This window comes from Pseudomonas sp. BAY1663 (genome assembly GCF_000582595.1).
Classification (GTDB): Bacteria; Pseudomonadota; Gammaproteobacteria; order Pseudomonadales; family Pseudomonadaceae; genus Stutzerimonas; species Stutzerimonas stutzeri_AF.
In genome coordinates this window covers 26,756-43,779 of the sequence record NZ_AZSV01000033.1, presented here as the reverse complement: position 1 = coordinate 43,779, position 17,024 = coordinate 26,756, and the positions used below count along the sequence as shown (strand labels likewise).

Below are 17,024 nucleotides of genomic sequence, written 5' to 3'. Positions count from 1 at the left end.
CAGGGTTTCCCTAGGGACGTGTCAATCGCTAGCTCGGCGTATTCGGCGAGCGGAAAATCTTTAAAGACTTTTATCACTGAGAGGGCTTTTCCCTTATCCATTTAAAGCCTCAAGTTCTATTTCATTCACGGGCATACCATCGCCTAGCTACTTCCGTTGTAATCGCTATCCCGCGTTTTGACTGGGCAAGTTTGAGTGTGCTTCTTCGTAGCCAGGAGAGATCTGCCCTTTTGTTGGATCGATCTCACCCTTCCAAAGCCAAAGCTCATATTGAGGAAAGGCTTTCAGCAGCTCCTCCATATCTTCAATACGGCTTTTACCTTGCGATTTGTCGCTACGGTCTGCCATCGCTGTCGCTCAGTGATAGCGGTGGTTTCGGCTAGCTTGGTTGCGCCCCAGGTGGCGAACAAGCGTTCTAAGTCGCTCTTCTATCATTCCGAAAAGCTCTTAAAAATGATGAATAATTTAAATAGTTCATTACTGGTAGCATCGCCGTCTGATAAATAATTCATCAGCGCCTAAGCGCTACTGCCACGAATAGTGACGGAACGAGCATGGAACTGGAAGAGCTAGAACCTTCAAAGCTGATCGCCCACAGCAGGACGTGGAAACCGTCGAAGCCTGGGCTGAACGCAACGGCCTGACATGCTCCATGGCCCGCGCCTGGGTCTACCGGGGCGTACTCCCCACCGTAAAGCTCGGCAAGCGCCGCATGATTAACAGTGCGCTGCTGCGTAGCTGGCTGCTGGAACAGGAGTGGACCGCATGATCCGCACCGTCTACGGAAAGCCAGGGGAGGGGATGACCTATGCAGAAGCCGGCCAGTTATCAACGCCTTCCGCACGCCCAGGACTGCGACTGCTCTGTCTGCTGGTCCAGACGCGAAATGGCGAAACCCGATCCCTCCCGGTTCACACCCTGTGCCCTATGCCGCCCCGCGTATGCGCGGCCGATTCGCACGCTGCAAATGGGCTGCGTCGGTGGAATCTGGAAGGCTCTGCTCTCGGAGTGGACAGTGGAACCGGCCTTTATCTGCGAGAAGCACACGCCACCCGAGCGCCCCGCGAAGTGGTGGAGCGTTATCTACGACTCGGGCAAGCCAACGCCCTACGTGCCGATCCACGAACCGTTCGAGCTGGTGGGGTAGGGCGTAAGCTGAAAGAGATCCTGGGCCATGCCTCGCTGAACATGACTATGAGGTATGCCCACCTCGCGCCTGAGCATTTGAGCGATGCGATCAGGTTAGGACCGTTGGCCGGCATCACGTTACCGCTCGCCAGCCAGTAATCGGATCAATTGAAGGAGGTGCGCCACTGGCGTACTATTCGTTTATGATCTTTATCGAGACACCGATCTTCACCAAGCGTCTGCGGGATCTGCTTAGCGATGACGCCTACGCGGAGTTTCAGCGGCAACTGGCTGACCGGCCGGATATGGGCGATGTGATTGAAGGTACTGGCGGCATTCGCAAGGTTCGCGTTGCGTCTAGCGGTCACGGTAAGCGAGGCGGGTCCAGGGTCATCTACTACCACTTCACGGCGGCTTCGCAGATCGCATTACTGCTGATCTATCCGAAGAACGAGAAGGATGACCTGACGGCAGACGAGCGTAAGGTGCTCAAGCAAATCATCGAGCGGTGGAGGTAATCACCATGAGCAAATTCTTCGAAGACCTTCTGGAAAGCGTCCAGCAGATGGACGAGATTCACCGTGGTGAACGTCAGCCTCGCGGGAATTCGTCGTCGACTCGCTGCAGGTGAAGGAGATCCGCAAGGCAACCGGTCTGACCCAGGCCAAGTTCGCAGCGATGATCGACGTTCAACTGGGTACGCTGCGAAACTGGGAACAAGGTCGACGCGAACCGACCGGACCGGCAAAGGCGCTGCTGCGCGCCATCCATAACGATCCGAAGCACGTTATCCAAGCGCTTTCTTCCGTCTGATCACCGCCTAGTCGGCTAGACGCTAGCTACGGAAATTCCACACTTTGGGCAAGGACGCTGACATGGATTTAGACGTGCTTCTTTCAAGATCTGCTGCTCTAGAGCAGTCGCTATATAAGTGCTTTTCAGTACCTGTATATGACTCGTCTCCTAGACTGGTTGCTAGCAAGACATTGTCTGCCCTTGCTTTCGAGCACTCACAGGCGATTAAACACTTAATAGCCGCCGGCCTTTATACGTCTGCGGCAGCGTTGTTAAGGGTGCAATATGAGTCGCTGGTTCGCTCTATGTGGGTGCTTTATGTAGCGTCCGACTCACAGGCGGAGCTGATCATTTCAGACCTTACATACGATAGCGCAAAGAAGGGGTCCACTATTCCGATGCTCAGTCAGATGCTCGTTGCCATCGAAGAAAAGGCACCGCACGCACCGATTGAGATGCTAAAGGAATTCAAGCATTACTCTTGGAAGCCTTTAAGCTCATACGTCCATGGTGGAATTCATGCGGTGAATCGCTTCAGCCGAGGATTTCCGGCGCCGCTTGTTCACGCCATGGTCACCCATTCAAACGGGCTATTAACGATTGCGGCCAACCTTGGACTAATTGTTTCTGGCGCCCCGCCTACTGATCAGATCCCAAAAATTCAACGAGAATTTGGAGACTGTTTGCCACTTCCTGCCGTTCCGCGCCCAGCCGCGACTGAGCCATCGCATTAGGCTGACCGGAATTCGTGGAAGGGTGTTTTCGACACTTCTTCGACACCACCAAAAGCCAGAAACAAAAAAGCCCTGTAAAAACAGGGCCTTATCGTACGGTATCTGGAGCGGGCGAAGGGAACAGCACCCGGTCGCTAACTCGTTTATTACGAACGTTTTTTCCGATCCAAGCGTCACGGAATGGACTCGATTGTGGACTCAAGTCTTCGGCCTGGTCAACGCAGGCCGTTGCGGGTGATCCAAAGCGAGCCAAGCACATCCATCAACAGCCAGAGCATCGGATTTCATACCGAAGTCTATCTGTCCACTGGCACATCACGCCACAGGCCGCTACGGACAGGTGAGCTGCGTCCTCAAAGGATTGACTCATCATCGACAGGCCCGGTCCCGCCCGCCTTTCGCCCGCTCGATGAACCGCTTCATGGGCTCCGAGGGTTCGCCCCGGCGGCGCAGCAGGTAGGTAGAGAGCACCGGTGGGCTGCCGGCCAAGGGACGAATGGAGATGTCCGGGCGCTGTAGCGTCTGCACCTGCGAGGCGATGGCGAAGCCGATGCCGTAGCCGGCACCGACCAGGGTCAGCATCACGCCCAGGCTGGTCACTTCATCGACCAGCTTGAGCGGCGTGCCTGCGTCCTGCAGCAGCGCTTGAATCTGATGGCGGCAGCCCGATCCCGATTCGGGATGGCACAGAACCAGCGGGAACTTCAGGCTTCGGCCAGCGGCACCTGCACGTGTGCCAGCAAGGGGTGGCGTGCGGGCACGATCACCGACAGCGGATCGGTCCACACCGGCTCGGCGACGAGGCCATCATGTACCGCGTTTGACAACGCAAAGCCGATGTCCAGCAGATCGTCGTGCAGCGTCTTGAGCTGCTGCGCGAACGGCAGCTCGAAGACGCGAATCTCCATCTCGGGCTCCTCCTCGCGGCTGCGTGCCAGCAAGGTGGCGATGCGGGGCTGCGCCAGGCCGTCGCAGATCGCGATGCGCAGATGGCCCTGGTAGCCCTGTGCCGCCGCCTTGGCGCTCTTGACTGCCTGCTCCACGGTGGCCTGCACGCGCCGGCATTCGCCGAGGAACACCTGGCCGGCCCAGGTCAGCCGCGTCAGGCGTGTGCTGCGGTCGAACAACTGCACGCCAAGCTGGCTTTCTAGGTCGCGCATCGCACGTGACACAGGCGATTGCTCGATGCCCAGACGCTCGGCTGCCCGGGCCAGATGCAGTTCTTCCGCGACTGCGATGAAGTAGCGCAGCAATCTGAAATCCAAGGCCACCTCCTGTTCGTCTTCTTCTGGTTCGGCCTCTCGGGCGCCAGCATCTCCATCCACATCCCGCCCACTTACGCCCCGCCAGGCTTGCGATGTGCCGGCGCCCTTCCGCCAATGAGGTGCGGAGGGCGACGTTTGCGCCCGCTAGAAATCGACCGTTGGCAGCCGTCTGAGATAGCAGTTCTGCTGTTCATCGAGACCTCTTTTTCGTGCTTCCCCTCTTGCGGCCTGGCTGCACAGTGGTAAGATAGTAATAGATTACTCACTTTTTGGGATGCAAGCAATGAGCGGACGCTCCAGGCATCTACCGGCTGATGAGAGGCGCGCGGCCACCGTCGAGGCAGTGGTCGACTTGGCTGCCGAACAGAACCCCAGCGACATCACGACCACGGCCATCGCGCAGCGCATGGGGTTGACCCAGGGAGCACTGTTCCGTCACTTCCCGACTAAAGACGCAATCCTGCAGGCGGTGATGTCCTGGGTTACGGAACGCTTGCTGGCTCGAGTAGACAAGGCCGCAGAAGGTGCTACGTCCCCCCTCGCAGCTCTTGAAGCGATCTTCAAGACGCACATCGACTTCGTGGCCGAGCACCCGGGGGTGCCGAGGATGCTCTTCGGCGAATTACAGCGGCCGGGGGAGACCCTGCCCAAGCAAATGGTGCAGACCTTGACCCGTCAATATGGTGAGCGGTTGCGTCGACTGCTCGAAGCCGGTAAGGCGCGAAGCGAGCTGCATTCAGAACTGGATGTGGACGCGGCCGTCGTCTTGTTCATCGGCACAATTCAAGCTGGTGATGCAGTCGTTGCTGGCGGGCGATGTAGCACGCATCCGCCGCGACGCGCCAGCCGTGTTTGCCATCTATCTCCGTGGCATCACGCACACCCGATGAAACGCCTTCCATCCTGCCGCCACGCAGTTCCTCGGTCAGCCGAGAGGCACACCACGGTCATGCGATCGCGTTGCGCCTCCAGCGCGAATCCGCGTCATTCAACACTCAGCCCGACCGCCCGGCGGAATGCACACGCACGCCGCGACGACGAAGGCCTGGGAGTTTCCCCGATCAAGTAAAGGCCATGAAGATGACCACTCATCCACAACGCAGCATCTGGCACTGGCTGATCTCCCTGCTTGCGATCGGCTTCGGTCTGCTCACTCTTCGGGAGGGCGGCGCCGTTCTGTTTGTCGACGGCGCGGCGCGCCAAGCCGCCGGCCACTATGTGCCCTTCGTGCTCTGGTTCAATTTTCTGGCCGGGTTCGCCTACATCGTCGCCGGCGTCGGCTTGTGGATGCGCCGGCGCTGGGCCGCGTGGTTGGCGATTGTCATCACGGTGGCGACCGCACTCGTGTTCCTCGCTTTCGGAGTGCATGTGGCTCTGGGTGGCGCCTGGGAGCGACGCACGGTGGTCGCCATGACGCTGCGCACGTTGGTGTGGGCTGGCATAGCGGCCATCGCCTGGCGCCGGTCAGCGGCGAATGCGCCGGTCGCACGCGAGCACTGAGCACCTTTATCCAGCGGAAACCCATCGATGAAAACTCCAAACCTCCTCTTCAAGAAAACCCGTTGGGTCGTGATCGCCGTCGTCGTGCTCGCTCTTGGCGGCGCACTGGCGTTCTGGTTGTCGCGCGACCATGGACAACAAGATGCATTGCGCCTCTACGGCAACGTCGACATCCGCGAGGTGCAACTGGCCTTCCGTCAGCCCGGGCGCGTGATGCAAATGGCTTTCGATGAGGGCGATGCCGTCAGCGCGGGCGCGCGCCTGGCGGCGCTTGACGCGCAACCCTATCGGGAAGCACTTGCGGCAGCACAGGCCCAGGTGCAGGTGGCGCAGGCGGAACTGGCCAAGCTGCGCCGCGGCCTGCGACCGCAGGAAATCACCCAGGCGCGCGAAGCCCTCAGGCAGGCCCAGGCGCTCGCCACCGAGACCGAGCGCAATTTCCAGCGCCAGAGTGGCCTGCTGGCATCGGGCGCCAGCAGCCAGCGCACGGTCGATGCAGCCCGCACGGCGCGCGACCAGGCAGCCGCTGGCGTCGAAGCGGCCAAGGCGGCCCTGTCGCAAGCATCCGAAGGTTTTCGCAAGGAAGACATCGCCGCGGCAGAAGCTCGCCTTGCGGCCGCACAGGCTGCCGCAGCGCAAGCCACGACAGCCTTGGCGGACACCGAGTTGATGGCGCCCAGTAGCGGCACCGTCATCGCACGAGTGCGGGAGCCCGGCAGCATGGTCGCAAGCCAGAGCGCGGTCTACAGCCTGAGCCTGGACAAGCCGGTTTACGTGCGCGCCTACGTGGGCGAGTCGGACTTGGGGCGCATCGCGCCCGGTACTGTGGTGCGCGTCAAAAGCGATTCATCAGAGAAGGTCTATCGCGGCCAGATCGGCTTCATCTCGCCGCGCGCCGAGTTCACCCCCAAGACGGTGGAGACGACGGATTTGCGCACGGATCTGGTCTACCGCCTGCGCATCGTCATCGACGAAGCCGACAGCGACAGTGCCTTGCGCCAGGGCATGCCGGTGACGATCGAGGTCGATGCGAAAGCCGGCACCCGTATCCCGGCGGGGGAGCGTTGAAATGCAGGCAAGCCCTGCTATCGCCGCCGTGCCTGCGGGTGCGGGCGAAGACGCTGCCGTCGTCATCGAGGGTGTGGACAAGCATTTCGGCGACATAAAGGCGCTGCGGGGCTTGAGCGCGCGCATCCACTATGGGCGGCTGACCGGTCTGGTCGGCCCGGACGGCGCCGGCAAGACGACGCTGATGCGGATTCTGACCGGCCTCCTGGTGCCGAACGCCGGCCACGTCACCTTGGCAGGCTATGACGTGGTCAAGGACAACGACGCCATTCACGTCGCCAGCGGCTACATGCCGCAACGCTTTGGACTGTACGAAGACCTGTCGGTGATGGAGAACATGCGCCTGTATGCGCAGTTGCGCGGCATGGATGCGGACCGCAACGCCGATCTGTTTGCCGAGCTGCTGGACTTCACGCGGCTCGGACCCTTCACCAAACGCCTGGCCGGCAAGCTCTCCGGCGGCATGAAGCAGAAGCTGGGCCTTGCCTGTGCGCTCATGGCGCGGCCGAAGGTGCTGCTGCTGGACGAGCCGGGCGTGGGTGTCGACCCGGTCAGCCGCCAGGACTTGTGGCGCATGGTGCAGGCGCTGACCGATGAAGGCATGGCCGTGGTCTGGTCCACCGCCTATCTCGACGAAGCCGAGCGCTGCGAGAGCGTGCTGCTGCTGAACCAAGGGCAGCTCCTGTTCGATGGCCCGCCGCAGGAGCTGACCGCACAGCTCGAAGGCCGCAGTTTCCGTCTGGAAGACGTCGGTGCCGAGCGCCGAGCGGTCCTGACCCAGGCACTCGACCTGCCCAGCGTGAGCGATGGCGTGATCCAGGGCGCCGGCGTGCGCGTGGTGTTGCGCGAGGGCGCTCAAGCGGAGCAGCTCCAGGCCCTGTCCGATCAGGCGCGAGTGGAGCTGGCGCAGGTGCCCGCGCGCTTCGAAGACGCCTTCATCGATCTGCTCGGTGGCGGCCCCGGCGGCACTTCGACGCTGGCCGAGCGTCTGCCGCCGGTTGAGCTGGGTACCGACATTGCCGTGTCGTGCCGAAACCTCACCAAGCGCTTCGGCGAGTTCACCGCCACCGACAACGTCAGCTTCGAGGTGCAAAAGGGCGAAATCTTCGGCCTGCTCGGCCCTAACGGCGCCGGCAAGTCCACCACCTTCAAGATGTTGTGCGGCCTGTTGAAACCAACTGCTGGCGAAGCGCATGTGGTGGGCCATGATCTGCGCCGCGCCACCGGCGCAGCCAAGAGCCGGCTCGGCTACATGGCGCAGAAGTTTTCGCTCTACGGCCTGCTCTCGGTGCAGCAGAACCTGGAATTCTCGGCCGGCGTCTACGGACTGGAAGGCAACACCCGGCGCGAGCGCATTGCCGAGATGATCGAAACCTTCGATCTGGGCGACTGGCTGTCCGCCACGCCCGATTCCCTGCCGCTGGGCCACAAGCAGCGCCTGGCATTGGCTTGTTCGCTGATGCACCGGCCGCCCGTGCTGTTTCTGGATGAACCCACTTCGGGCGTGGACCCGATCACCCGGCGCGAATTCTGGACCCACATCAACGGACTGGCCCGCAAGGGCGTGACCATCATGGTCACCACCCACTTCATGGACGAGGCCGAATACTGCGACCGCGTGGCCATGCTCTCGCGTGCGCAACTGATCGCGCTGGATACGCCCGACGCGCTCAAACGTTCGGCGGTCAGCCCCGAACGACCCGACCCGACGATGGAGGACGCCTTCATTCACCTGGTGGAGTCGGCGGACCGCGAGCTGGAGGCCGCCACATGAACGGCACCACAAAGCACAAGGACGGGAATGGACCACAGCAGACCGACCTGCGCCATTTTGATCTGCGGCGCTTGATCGCCCTGGTCACCAAGGAAAGCTACCAGGCGCTGCGCGACCCCTCGACGCTGCTGATCGCGTTCGTGCTGCCGGTGGTGTTGCTGCTGCTGTTCGCCTATGCGGTGTCGCTGGATGCGAAGGATGTCCGCGTCGGCGTGGTGCTGGAGTCGCCCGGCGCTGCAGCGCAGGAGCTTGCGGCGGCCTTTGCCGGCACAAAGTTCCTGGATGCCCACTTCGCCCATGACCGGCGCGAAGTGGCCGACCAGCTGGTCTCAGGCGACCTGCGCGGCTACGTGGTGATCCCGCAGGATTTCGAGCAGCGGCTGGCCCAGCGTGGCAGCGAGCCGCTGGTGCAGATCGTCACCGACGGCTCCTACCCCAATACCGCCAACTACGTCGAGAACTACGCCCGCGGCGTGGTCCAGTCCTGGCGTGCCGGACTGGACGTCGGAGCACCAGCGCAGGCCGTCATGCTGGAACCGCGCTACTGGTTCAACCCCGAGCTGGAAAGCCGCCGCGCACTGATTCCCGGTGCCATCGCCATCGTCATGACCATCATCGGCACCATGCTGACTGCACTGGTGGTGGCGCGTGAATGGGAGCGCGGCACCATGGAGGCGGTGCTGTCCACGCCGGCCTCGGTGGCTGAAATCCTGATCGGCAAGCTGCTGCCGTACTTCGTGCTCGGCATGCTGTCCACGCTGGGTGCGGCGGCGCTGGCGGTGTTCGTGTTCGGGGTCCCGATGCGGGGCTCGCTGGCGGCGCTGCTGCTGCTGTCGGCGGTGTTCATGGTGCCGGCGCTGGGTCAGGGTCTGCTGATTTCCTCCTTGGCACGCAACCAGTTCCTGGCCGCGCAGATCGCGCTGTTCACGGGCTTCCTGCCAGCTTTCATGTTGTCGGGGTTTCTATATGAGATCGACGCCATGCCGGCACCGATCCGCGCCATCACCCGGCTGGTTCCGGCGCGTTACTTCGTCGATTCGCTGAAGACGGTGTTCCTGGCCGGCGACATCTGGGCCGTGTTCCTGCCCAACCTGGCGGCCATGGCGGCGATCGGGGTGCTGTTCTTCGTGATCGCCAAGCGCGCCACGCGCAAGAACCTGGAGTGACGCGATGTTGACTTCCGCATTCTCGTTCACCCGCCTGCGCGCCCAGTTCATCAAGGAAGTACTCAGCGTCCTGCGCGACCCGCGCAGCCGCATGGTGGTGTTCGTGCCGCCGATCCTGCAGTTGCTGGTGTTTGCCTTTGCCGCGACGCTGGAAGTGCGCAACGTCGATATCGCCGTCTACGATCAGGATGCGGGGCGGTGGTCGCACGAGTTGGTACAGCGCCTGGACAGCGCCCGCTTCATCACCCACGTCCGGCATGTCGACAGCCAGCAGCAGCTACACGAGCTGATCGACCGTGGCGAGGTGATCGCCGCGCTTGCCATTCCGGTGGATTTTTCGCGCTCCATCGCCGCCGGCGAAAGTGGCCGCGCGCAGGTACTGGTCGATGGCCGGCGCAGCAACTCCGGGCAGATCACCGTAGCCTATCTGTCCACCATCGCCGCCGATGTCGGCGCCGAGGTCGTGCCCGACGCCCAGGCACCAACGCCCGTGGTCGTGCGCCACTGGTTCAACCCGAATCTGGTCTACCGCTGGTTCATCGTGCCCGGCCTCACGGGCATCCTGGCGCTGTTCAGCGCGCTGCTCATCACCTCGCTGTCGATTGCACGCGAACGCGAGCTCGGCACCTTCGACCAGTTGCTGGTGTCCCCCACCTCGACGCCAGAGATCATCATTTCCAAGTCACTGCCGGCACTCGCAATTGGCACCGCGCTGGGCCTGTTCATGATCAGCGCGGGCGTATTCCTGTTCGGCATCCCGTTTACGGCTCGTTTGCGCTCCTGCTCGCCAGCCTGGTGCTGTTCATCCTGTCGGTGGTCGGCATCGGTCTGATGATTTCCGCGGTCAGCATGACGCAGCAGCAGGCCATCCTGGGGGCGTTCGCCATCGGCGTGCCGGCGGTGCTGATGTCCGGCTTTGCGACGCCTGTGGAAAACATGCCCGTCGTCCTGCAATGGCTGGCCCAGGCCATTCCGCTGACCCACTTCCTCATCATCGTCGAAGGCAGCTTTCTCAAGGCCATGCCGCCCGGCGACATTCTCGCCAGCCTGTGGCCGCTGGCGGTCATCGCCCTGGCCACGCTGACGATGGCCACCGTATTCGTCCGAGGACGCCTGCAATGAAATCCAAGCCCCGCACTTCCCTTCTTCGCGCAACCATCACCGGCCTGACCCCTGGCCGCGCGCGTCCGCTCGCGCTGGCCTTGTCCTGCGTGCTGCTGACCGCCTGCGCAAGCGTGGGCCCTGACTACCGCGAGCCGCCGCCGGTCGACGTCGGCAGCGGCTGGAGCTTGCCGTTGGCAAGCGAATCCCAGTCCGCAGACTTGAGCCAATGGTGGTCTGCACTGGACGATCCCATCCTCGATCGCCTGATGGCCACGGCGCTGGCACAGAACCTGGATCTGCGCCAGGCTGCGGCACGCATCGATGAGGCACGCGCCCTGCGCGATCGTGTGGCCGGCGAGGCCTTGCCCACCGCCGCCGCTGGCGCGAGCGTCAACCGGCGCCGTCAAAGCGAGAACGGACCCCTGCCCGTAGGTTCGATCCCCGGCCTTGACGCCACGCAGACCATCTACGACGCGGGCTTCGACGCGGCCTGGGAGGCCGACTTGTTCGGGGCCAAGCGGCGGGCGCTGGAAGGCGCCAGCGCCCGCCTGCAGGCGACCGAAGCCGAGGCGCAGGGCGTACGCATGCGCATCGTGGCCGAGGTCGCGCGCACCTGGTTCACCGCCGTCGGCGCCCGCTACGAGTTGCACGCACAACAGGCCACACTGGATACGCTGCAGCAGACCTTGGAATTGGTGCGCCTGCGGCATGCGCTGGGCGACGCGTCGGCCGCCGACGTGGAGGCGGCGTACGCCCAATGGACAGCAGTCAACGCGCTCATCCCGGATATCCAGGCGCGTCAGCGCGCCGCGATACTCAGCCTGGGCGTGCTGCTGGGCGCGCCGCCGGAGCGGGAGCTGGCACTACTGGATGGCCCCTTGACGCCGAGCACGCTGCGGGCGCTGCCGGTGGGCGAGCGCGCAGAGATGCTGCGCCGGCGCCCGGACGTGCTGGCTGCGGAACGTCGCCTGGCAGCGAGTTCCGCCGACATCGGCGTGGCCACGGCCGAGTTGTTCCCCAAACTCTCCATCGGTGTCGGCGGCGGGTTCCAAGCGCTCAGTACGGGCGATTGGTTCGATGCATCCAGCTCGCGTTTTTCCATCCTGCCGCTGATTTCCTGGCGCCTGTTCGACGGCGGCCGTGTGCGCGCCGAAATTCGGGCACGCGAGGCGGCCGAGCGGCAGGCCGCGCTGGCCTATGAGCAGGCGGTGCTGACGGCGCTGGGCGACGCCGAGCGCGCGCTGGGCGACTACCACGGCGGGCTAGACACGCTTGAGCGCCGCGGTATGGCACTGGATGCCGCGCGCACCAGCTACGGCCACGCCAAGGCGCGCTATGCGGCAGGCGACATTGCGCTGGTCGAACTGCTGGCCGCCCAGCGCAGCCTGCACGAAGCCGAAACCGCAGCCGCGCGCGCACATACCAACGCCGCCGTGCAACTGGTGGCGCTGTACAAGGCCCTTGGTGGCGGCTGGGACGTATCCACGACGGCATCGACCGCAACCCATCCGCTGCGGGGCGCTGCCGCCCCCGTCGCGTTTTCAAGCCGTTGACTCAACACAAGGAGACCGTCATGCAAATCAACGTTGGAAGTCTCGACCGCATTGTCCGCATCGTCGTCGGACTGGTTCTGCTCAGCCTCCCGCTGTGGCTGGATTCATCCTGGCGTTGGCTGGGACTCATTGGATTCATGCCGCTCATCACCGGCCTGGCTGGCCGCTGTCCGGGCTACCGTCTGCTTGGCCTGAGCACTTGCCCGATACAAAAGAAAAAACCGGAGTGAGCATCCCATGAAACTGCATTTTCTGGGCGCTGCGCGCGAAGTCACCGGGTCGTGTTTCTTGGTGGAAGCGCTCAACGTACGCTTCCTGGTGGATTGTGGCATGGTTCAGGGCGGCCGCACGGCGGCGGCGCGCAACCATGAGCCATTCCCGTTCGACCCGGCGTCGATTGATTTCGTGCTCCTGACCCATGCCCATATCGACCATAGTGGGCTATTGCCCAAACTCACGCGCGCCGGGTTCAAGGGGGCCATCTACGCCACTCCCGCCACGGTTGATCTGCTGGGCGTGATGCTGCCCGACAGTGCCCACATCCAGGAGAGCGATGCAAAACGCAATGCGCAGCGACTCCGCGGAAAGGACGCACTGCCGCCGCTGTATACGCTGCAGGATGCCAGCGACTGCTTGCAGCAGGTGCGAGGCATCGAATACGACCGGGAGTTCGCGCCCCGCGTCGGGGTGCGCGCCCGATTCCGCGATGCCGGGCACATTCTTGGGTCGGCCATCATCGAGGTCTGGGTCACCGAACATGGCGACCCGACAAAGCTCGTTTTCAGTGGCGACCTCGGCCAGCCGGGGCGCCCGATACTGCGCGACCCGACAACCATCGAGGACGCCGACATCCTCGTCATCGAGTCCACCTACGGCAACCGCCAGCACAAGGATTTCTCGGCGACCGAAGAGGAAATGATCGGCATCGTCGAAAAGACATTGTTCGAACGCGGCGGCAATGTCATCGTGCCGGCCTTCGCGGTCGGCCGAACCCAGGAAATCCTTTATCACCTGCACCGACTCACCTGCGAGGGGCGGCTGCGGCAACCGAAGGTATTCGTCGATTCGCCGATGGCCACGCAGGCCACGCGCATCACGCGCGAGCATCTCGAATTGTTCGACGAACAGGCGAAGCGGTTGGCCGGCTGGCACGCGCGCGGCGAGAACCTCCCATACCTGAGTTTCACAGCGAGCGCTGAGGAGTCCATGGCGCTGAACCGGATCCGCTCCGGAGCCATCATCATTTCTGCCAGCGGCATGTGCGATGCGGGACGCATCCGGCACCACCTGCGGCACAACTTGCCACGCCGCGAATGCAGCATCTTGTTTCCCGGTTTCCAGGCGCAGGGGACGCTTGGCCGGCGCCTGATCGAGGGGGCCGAACGCGTGCGCATCTTCGGTGAGGACATTCCGGTACGTGCTGCGATCCACAGCGTGGATGGCCTCTCGGCGCATGCCGACCAAAAGGCGTTGCTGGATTGGGCTCGGGGTTTTATTCACCCCCCGGCGCAAACCTTCGTGGTGCATGGGGAACTGTCCGCCGCCCAGACCTTCGCCGAACTCTTGCAACAGCAACTCGGCTGGCAGGTCACGGTGCCCGAGCATGGTCATGCGCTGCGCTGGCCGGACTTTCTGGCGCACGAGTGATGAAGCCCGCCGAAGATCTCGATGAACGCCTGCGCGCCATCCGCGAGTCGCCAACGTACCGTCTTGCGTACGAAGACATCGAGCTGCTTGGCCAGGAAGAACTGCGGCCGCTGCGACTGCAGCTCGAACTACTCAAACCTGAGCGCATCCTGCACGAGAAAGGCATCCGCTCGACGGTAGTGGTCTTCGGCAGCGCACGCGTGAGCGATGCCGAGACGGCAGAAGCCCGCCTTGGCGCGCTGGAGCGTCAGGCGCTCGTCACTCCGGAGAATGTCGGGCTGCGGCAAGAGCTTGCGCGAGCCAATCGCCGGGTCGAACAGGCACGTCACTACGAGCAAGCGAGGCGTTTCTCGGGCCTTATTTCGGCGCGTTTCCAGCAGCAAAACCGCCGTGATTTCGTCGTCGTCACCGGAGGTGGGCCCGGCATCATGGAGGCCGCCAACCGCGGTGCTTTCGAGGTTGGCGCACGTTCGATTGGCCTCAACATCACGCTGCCCCACGAACAGGCACCCAACCCCTACATGTGCCCGGATTTGGCGTTCCGATTCCACTATTTCGCGCTGCGCAAGATGCACTTCTTGTTGCACGCCAAGGGCTTGGTGGCATTCCCGGGTGGCTATGGAACGCTCGATGAGCTGTTCGAGGTGCTCACCTTGATCCAGACCGGAAAGATGCAGCGTATTCCGGTAGTGCTGGTCGGCCGTGCATTCTGGCGTCGCGTAGTTGATTTCGACCTTCTGCTCGACGAAGGCTATGTCTCTCCATCCGATCTCGACTTGTTCACCTGCGTAGACGAAGCGGAGGAAATCGTCAGTGCCCTCGAACGCTTTTACGTCAACAGGGCGGCAGGCGATGGGGCAACATGATTGGCATCGACGGGTATCTCTGGAGCCTGCGCGGCACCAAGGTGCGGCAGCCGATGCAGTGCGCCGCCTTGTTGATTACGGGTGCATTGTTCAGCCCGATTGCTGCTTTCGGTTCCGAAGTCTCGCTCTCTGCAAATCCTCCCTCCTGCTCACCAGAGCAATCCCTGCGCTGGCGGGGCGGCACTCTGCGTCTGGAGAACGATTTGTTCACCGGCTCCGATCGCAACTACACCAACGGTGTCGCGCTAACAGCAGTCTCACGCGATCTGCAAGGCGGGCTCCGTCCGGAATGCCTGCCCCAGCCGATTGGCTTGTACGCCCGCTTCATCGGCTGGGCTGATCCAGGCTTCTGGCACGACGCCGGCGCCCACTCGTCGTCGCAAAACCTCGTCGTGCGCTTTGGCCAGTCCATGTACACGCCCGAGAACAAGACGCGCACCGACGTGATTCCAGATGACCGACCGTACGCTGGTTTGCTCTACCTGGGTTTGGCGTGGAATCGCCGCATCCACCCACAAGCCGCCAGCTACGAAATGCTTGACGTGCGTGAGCTGACCCTGGGCGTGATCGGCCCCTGGTCGCTGGCCGAGCAATCTCAGGATCTGGTGCATCGGGCACGCGGCATTGAGCGATTTCGCGGCTGGGACAACCAGTTGCGCAACGAGCCGGCGTTTCAGATGGCCATGGAGCGCAAGTTCAAGCCGTACACGGAGGGTGCGGTCCGCCCTGGATGGGGCAGCGACGTGATCGGCAGCTATGCCCTGCGGGTCGGAAACATCGAAACCGCCGCCAGTACCGGCGTGGAGTTTCGCGCGGGCTGGAACATACCGAACGACTTCGGCAGCTATCCGATCCGCCCTGGCGCAGAGAACCGCCCGCCCTCTGGTGTTGCCGATCTGCGCACGACAACGCCGCAATCGGTCCTGGCGCCCAAACCTGGGGCACATGTCTTCCTGAATCTGGAGGGTAAAGCCGTCGCCTGGGACTTCTCACTCGACGGAAACATGTTCCGGCATAGCCATCACGTCAGCCGGCGGCCTTGGATCGCGCAAGCAGCTCTCGGCATCAGCAGCCAATGGATCGTTGCTGGACGTGGCGTACGGCTCGCCGTGATGCGCGTTTGGAGAACCCGCGAGTTCGACCAGCAGGCGGGCCATCACGCATTCGGATCGATCGCGCTGAGTCTGGAATTTTGAGGACACCTGCAACCAATCGTTAGACCCAAAGCATTCGTCACAACATCAATGGAGAAATTCGTGAACCAGCCCTTGAAACCCAGATCGTTTTCACCGTCCCGCTGTCCGTGCTCTTGGCAACCTTCGCCACGGCACTCGGTGCGCAGTCCGTAGAGGCGGCAAAGCCAATGGCGCTTCGTACCATAATGGAAAGACTCGGTCGCGACATGCAAGCCGTCACGGGCGCGATCTCCAAAGAAGACTGGCCGCTGGTCGCCGAGCTAGCACCACGAATCGCCAAGCATGCCGAGCCGCCCATGTCGGAAAAGATGCGCATCCTTGCTTGGCTTGGGGCAGACGCTGGAAAGTTTCGGGGTCTTGATGGACAGGTCCATGACGCCGCGACCGCCATGGGCGAGGCTGCACAGCGGAATGACGGCCAAGCAGTCATCGCGGCTTTCTCCAAGACCCAGCAAAGCTGCCTAGCCTGCCACCAGAGTTACCGTCGCTCGTTCGTGGGAAAGTTCTATGGAAGCCGCTAGCAAGGGATGGCTACACCTGTTGACGGAAGACTAGCTTCTGTCCAATCAATATACCTCGACGCGTTTCAGGTTCCCAGGAAGCCACCCGTGCAGCGATCACGGGTTCCTGCTTCACCCGCGGCAGCACTCGTTGGATCTGACGTTCATGACTCCCGTATGCATGTGGGTCACCAGCACCAGCGGATAACGCAGCACCTCGTCCAGTGAGATACGTTTGTGCTTGAGCAGCGGATGCCATGCCGGCGCCGCGACCATGAGGGGGGGCGCTCCAAAGCGCCTTAGCCACGATGTCGTCACCCACTTCACCAGACTGGGCCCTAGGTCATACAGATCGCCATGCAGCCCCTTGATTTGCTGCGACAGTGACACCTCGAACAGGCGCAACTCGACGTCGGGCTCCTCCTGCCAGCTTAACGCCAGCAAGGTCGGCAAGCGCGACGGGGTGATGCCATCGGACAGCGTAATGCGTTGCTGACCGTGAAAGCCGTTGGCCGCTCCCCTCACGCTGTCGCGGGCTTGCTGCAAGGCAGTGAAGAGGCGCGGCACATGTTACAGGAATTGCTTGTCCGCCCGCGTCAGCCGCTTGCTGCGACTGCTCCGGCCGCAGTGCTTCAGCGGCGCGGTTACAGGTGGCGATCTCGAATTCGCCGAACATGCCCATCGACAGTTCATCCGGCGCGATGCCCGCTGGCGCGAACTTCAGACGC

Annotated in this window: 15 protein-coding genes and 6 pseudogenes; 18 read left to right on the top strand and 3 right to left on the bottom strand. The window is 62.8% G+C overall.

What is annotated here, in order from left to right; all coding sequences use genetic code 11:
• Window positions 1-165 precede the first annotated feature (165 nt).
• Window positions 166-348 (bottom strand): hypothetical protein, encoded by a 183-nt coding sequence (locus BAY1663_RS23775; RefSeq protein WP_256206702.1) that lies wholly within the window; start codon window positions 346-348, stop codon window positions 166-168.
• A 206-nt stretch (window positions 349-554) separates the two neighbouring features.
• Between BAY1663_RS23775 and BAY1663_RS11550 the strand changes: the two are divergent.
• The 6 genes and pseudogenes from BAY1663_RS11550 to BAY1663_RS23765 all read left to right on the top strand — a co-directional run bounded on the left by BAY1663_RS11550 (window position 555) and on the right by BAY1663_RS23765 (window position 2,657).
• Window positions 555-769: pseudogene (locus BAY1663_RS11550) on the top strand (DNA-binding protein).
• Window positions 770-808: 39 nt separating this feature from the next.
• Entirely contained in the window at window positions 809-1,147 is a 339-nt protein-coding gene (locus BAY1663_RS11545; protein WP_037040811.1) for a DUF5447 family protein, read from the top strand.
• 5 nt (window positions 1,148-1,152) lie between these two features.
• Window positions 1,153-1,287: pseudogene (locus BAY1663_RS25230) on the top strand (integrase); the annotation flags it as partial.
• 44 nt (window positions 1,288-1,331) lie between these two features.
• Window positions 1,332-1,646, top strand: a complete 315-nt coding sequence (locus tag BAY1663_RS11540; RefSeq protein ID WP_037040809.1) for a type II toxin-antitoxin system RelE/ParE family toxin — start codon at window positions 1,332-1,334, stop codon at window positions 1,644-1,646.
• A gap of 5 nt (window positions 1,647-1,651) precedes the next feature.
• Window positions 1,652-1,941 (top strand): annotated as a pseudogene (locus tag BAY1663_RS11535) (helix-turn-helix domain-containing protein).
• A 62-nt stretch (window positions 1,942-2,003) separates the two neighbouring features.
• Window positions 2,004-2,657 (top strand): hypothetical protein, encoded by a 654-nt coding sequence (locus BAY1663_RS23765; protein ID WP_218186661.1) that lies wholly within the window; start codon window positions 2,004-2,006, stop codon window positions 2,655-2,657.
• A 369-nt stretch (window positions 2,658-3,026) separates the two neighbouring features.
• Here BAY1663_RS23765 and BAY1663_RS11530 read toward each other — a convergent pair.
• Window positions 3,027-3,922: pseudogene (locus tag BAY1663_RS11530) on the bottom strand (LysR family transcriptional regulator).
• 283 nt (window positions 3,923-4,205) lie between these two features.
• Here BAY1663_RS11530 and BAY1663_RS11525 point away from each other — a divergent pair.
• The 12 genes and pseudogenes from BAY1663_RS11525 to BAY1663_RS11470 all read left to right on the top strand — a co-directional run bounded on the left by BAY1663_RS11525 (window position 4,206) and on the right by BAY1663_RS11470 (window position 16,317).
• A pseudogene (locus tag BAY1663_RS11525) lies at window positions 4,206-4,812 on the top strand (TetR/AcrR family transcriptional regulator).
• A 184-nt stretch (window positions 4,813-4,996) separates the two neighbouring features.
• The gene (locus BAY1663_RS11520) at window positions 4,997-5,422 is read left to right on the top strand and encodes a hypothetical protein (RefSeq protein WP_014819567.1); all 426 of its coding nucleotides are present in this window, start codon (window positions 4,997-4,999) and stop codon (window positions 5,420-5,422) included.
• 27 nt (window positions 5,423-5,449) lie between these two features.
• Entirely contained in the window at window positions 5,450-6,490 is a 1,041-nt protein-coding gene (hlyD, locus tag BAY1663_RS11515) for a secretion protein HlyD (protein ID WP_010792193.1), read from the top strand.
• A 1-nt stretch (window position 6,491) separates the two neighbouring features.
• A complete protein-coding gene (locus tag BAY1663_RS11510) occupies window positions 6,492-8,264 on the top strand; it encodes an ATP-binding cassette domain-containing protein (RefSeq protein ID WP_037040806.1) in 1,773 nt (590 codons plus the stop codon).
• Complete coding sequence (locus tag BAY1663_RS11505; RefSeq protein WP_014819570.1) at window positions 8,261-9,430, top strand: ABC transporter permease; 1,170 nt, start codon at window positions 8,261-8,263, stop codon at window positions 9,428-9,430. Before BAY1663_RS11510 ends, BAY1663_RS11505 begins: the two co-directional genes overlap by 4 nt.
• A 4-nt stretch (window positions 9,431-9,434) precedes the next feature.
• Window positions 9,435-10,552, top strand: a pseudogene (locus BAY1663_RS11500) (ABC transporter permease).
• The gene (locus BAY1663_RS11495; protein ID WP_037040804.1) at window positions 10,549-12,087 is read left to right on the top strand and encodes an efflux transporter outer membrane subunit; all 1,539 of its coding nucleotides are present in this window, start codon (window positions 10,549-10,551) and stop codon (window positions 12,085-12,087) included. The pseudogene BAY1663_RS11500 and the gene BAY1663_RS11495 overlap by 4 nt, the downstream one beginning before the upstream one ends.
• Window positions 12,088-12,107: 20 nt before the next feature.
• Entirely contained in the window at window positions 12,108-12,317 is a 210-nt protein-coding gene (locus tag BAY1663_RS11490) for a DUF2892 domain-containing protein (protein WP_015476688.1), read from the top strand.
• A gap of 7 nt (window positions 12,318-12,324) precedes the next feature.
• The gene (locus BAY1663_RS11485; protein ID WP_037040801.1) at window positions 12,325-13,734 is read left to right on the top strand and encodes an MBL fold metallo-hydrolase RNA specificity domain-containing protein; all 1,410 of its coding nucleotides are present in this window, start codon (window positions 12,325-12,327) and stop codon (window positions 13,732-13,734) included.
• Window positions 13,734-14,600, top strand: coding sequence for a TIGR00730 family Rossman fold protein (locus BAY1663_RS11480; protein WP_037040798.1), 867 nt, complete (start codon window positions 13,734-13,736; stop codon window positions 14,598-14,600). Before BAY1663_RS11485 ends, BAY1663_RS11480 begins: the two co-directional genes overlap by 1 nt.
• Window positions 14,597-15,796, top strand: coding sequence for a lipid A deacylase LpxR family protein (locus BAY1663_RS11475; protein ID WP_010792185.1), 1,200 nt, complete (start codon window positions 14,597-14,599; stop codon window positions 15,794-15,796). Before BAY1663_RS11480 ends, BAY1663_RS11475 begins: the two co-directional genes overlap by 4 nt.
• A gap of 167 nt (window positions 15,797-15,963) precedes the next feature.
• Window positions 15,964-16,317, top strand: a complete 354-nt coding sequence (locus BAY1663_RS11470; RefSeq protein WP_128576250.1) for a cytochrome c — start codon at window positions 15,964-15,966, stop codon at window positions 16,315-16,317.
• Between the two features lie 111 nt (window positions 16,318-16,428).
• On the opposite strand, the gene BAY1663_RS11465 is transcribed toward BAY1663_RS11470, so the two are convergent.
• Window positions 16,429-16,863 carry a LysR substrate-binding domain-containing protein gene (locus BAY1663_RS11465; RefSeq protein ID WP_014819576.1) on the bottom strand — a complete coding sequence of 145 codons (435 nt, stop codon included), beginning with the start codon at window positions 16,861-16,863 and terminating at the stop codon, window positions 16,429-16,431.
• Window positions 16,864-17,024: the final 161 nt, after the last annotated feature.